Raw genomic sequence first — 2,354 nt, forward strand, 5'->3', positions numbered from 1 at the left:
TCGGTGTGGCTGTCGAAATGGATCATGCCGACCGGTCCCTTTTCGGCGACCGCGCGCAAAACGGGAAAGCTTGTCAGGTGATCACCACCGACCGTCATTGGCGTGATGTTGCGCTTCGTGAGCTCGCGATAAAAGCTGGTGATGCGCTTCAAGGTGTCATCGACGCTCGCCGGATTGATCGCAACATCACCGAGATCCGCGCAGCGGGCGAGATGAAACGGCATGATGCCGGTCGCCTGATTGAGCTGACGCACCATGGTGGTCGCGTCGCGCAGCGCGCGAGGCCCGTGACGAGCGCCCGCGCGATTGGTCGTTCCCCCGTCCCAGGGCACGCCGACGAGGCCGATATCGACTCGATCGATCCGCGCGTCCTCAAGCGGCACGTGAGGCAGCCGCATGAAGGTCGGGATGCCCGCGAAACGCGGCAGGACAAAACCTGAGATGGGAAGAAAATCGGGATCGATCGCCTGCATCCAAACCTCGCTCAATGGCATCCGCGAGCTATAGAGAGGAAGCGCACCGATTTGAAGCGCCATGGGAAGGGGTGATCGCGAAACGGCGATCACGATTTTGACGTTGTGTTCACCATGCGGTGGCGATCGGCCTCAAAGGCTTCCTGCTCGAACCATCTCGGGCTATAAGGCTTGCGGCGGACGACGGGAAACTTTCGCCAGGTGAGATCAAGAGGGGCGTCGAGTCCAATTTCCATGCTGGCGAGCCGTTGGCTGCAATTTGTGTTTGGGTGCTTCCTTTCGATAAGCGCGCCGGAGCTTGCCTTTGCGCAGAACATCACGCTCGACACGCCAAACTCGTCGCTGACCCCCGAGCAGTTCGCGCGGCTGATGTCGACGACTAATCGGAGTGGTGCCGGCGTCCTCGTCGAACCCACCTATCCGGGCGGCAGCGGTTATCGAACACTCGTGCTTCCGGACATCGACTACACCTATAACAATCGCTTTTTCATCAACATGGAGGACGGCGCCGGCGCCTATCTCTACAATGACGGCACCTTGTCCTTTTCCACATCGGCCTTCGTCAGGCTCGGCCGCGACCAGACCAACAGCCCGAAAATCCTTGGATTGGGAAATATCGCGGAGGCTCCCCAAGGGCGCTTCGCCGGTGAATACGATGTCGGTTGGATCGACCTGAAGGGCTCCTTCGCTCATGATTTCTCAGGAAGCTATGGGAATACTTTCCAAGCCAAGGTCGGGACGGCGCTGCCGCTTACCAATCAGTTCGTGGTCCTCCCGGGCGTCACGACGAGCCTGGGTGATCACAATTACATGCAGAGCTGGTACGGCGTCTCAGCGTTTCAGAGCCTTGCCACCGGCAAACCTTTTTTCACCACGCATGCGGGAATTGAATCGGTCGGCACCACAGTCGATGCACTTTATCGGTTTGCGCCCAATCTCGCCTTGGTGGGGCGAGGCACGGTCAATTATCTAGTCGCGAACGTCGCGCGCAGCCCGGTTATCGAGCGGCGCGTGCAGACAACAGTCGGCCTTGGCCTTTCCTATCTGTTCAAATAGCCCTACGCGGCGTCCAGCTTGGACAATGCCGAGCGGTTGCGTTCAGTTATCGGGGTATGCGGGATAACCGTAGCCGCCATAGGGCGCGTTGCGCGGCGCGGCCGGATAAGGGGCATAGCGACCAGCGGATTGGCCATAAGGATCGATGGCGAGGGGGCGCCCATAGGGGTCGGCACCTTGCAGGCGCATCGGCCCGTTCGTCGGGTTGCCTTGCCGATAGGGATCATAGGCGCCGGCATCGTCGTAAGGGTCGCTCGAAAGAGACGGATCATATCCCGGGCTGGCGCGTTCGATCGTGCGGCGTTGCCTTGCGGCAATCTCACCTTCAGCGCTGCCGAGCACGACCACTTGCGTTCCCATGGGCACTCGATCGTACAGGTCGATCGCATCCTGGTTGATCATCCGGATACAGCCCGAAGAGACTCGCTTGCCGATGGTCCAGGGCTCGACCGTGCCGTGGACGCGGTAGAGGGTGTCCTTATTTCCCTGCCACAGATACATGGCCCGTGCGCCAAGCGGATTGCCGGGGCCGCCGGGCATGCCGAGGCCGCTTTGCAGTGCCGTCATCTTGGCCTGGAGTTCAGGCTGCCGGGCGATCATCTCCGCCGGCGGGTACCAATCAGGCCATTCCTGCTTGCTCTTTATGATTGCCGCTCCGGACCAGCCGAAGCCTTCGCGCCCGACGCCCACACCATACTGGATAGCCCTCCCGCCCTCTTGCACGAGGTAGAGGTAGCGGGTGCTCGGATTGATGACGATGGTGCCGGGAGACTCCATTCCCGCATAAGGAACCGCTTTGACGAGGAAGGCCGGATCGATCTGGCT

General features: G+C 60.7%; 2 protein-coding genes and 1 pseudogene. 1 reads left to right on the plus strand and 2 read right to left on the minus strand.

From position 1 onward, the window contains the following. Positions 1 to 473 (minus strand): arginase family protein (locus tag JOY90_RS24050; RefSeq protein ID WP_291693606.1); only part of this gene is annotated, 473 nt, incomplete at its 3' end. Between the two features lie 234 nt (positions 474 to 707). Between JOY90_RS24050 and JOY90_RS24055 the strand changes: the two genes are divergently transcribed. Further along, complete coding sequence (locus JOY90_RS24055; protein ID WP_291693607.1) at positions 708 to 1,529, plus strand: MipA/OmpV family protein; 822 nt, start codon at positions 708 to 710, stop codon at positions 1,527 to 1,529. Between the two features lie 333 nt (positions 1,530 to 1,862). Here the strand turns inward: JOY90_RS24055 and JOY90_RS24060 are convergent. After that, positions 1,863 to 2,354 (minus strand): annotated as a pseudogene (locus tag JOY90_RS24060) (L,D-transpeptidase); the annotation flags it as partial.

Origin of the sequence: Bradyrhizobium sp. (assembly GCF_019242285.1) — a bacterium.
Taxonomy (GTDB): domain Bacteria; phylum Pseudomonadota; class Alphaproteobacteria; order Rhizobiales; family Xanthobacteraceae; genus Bradyrhizobium.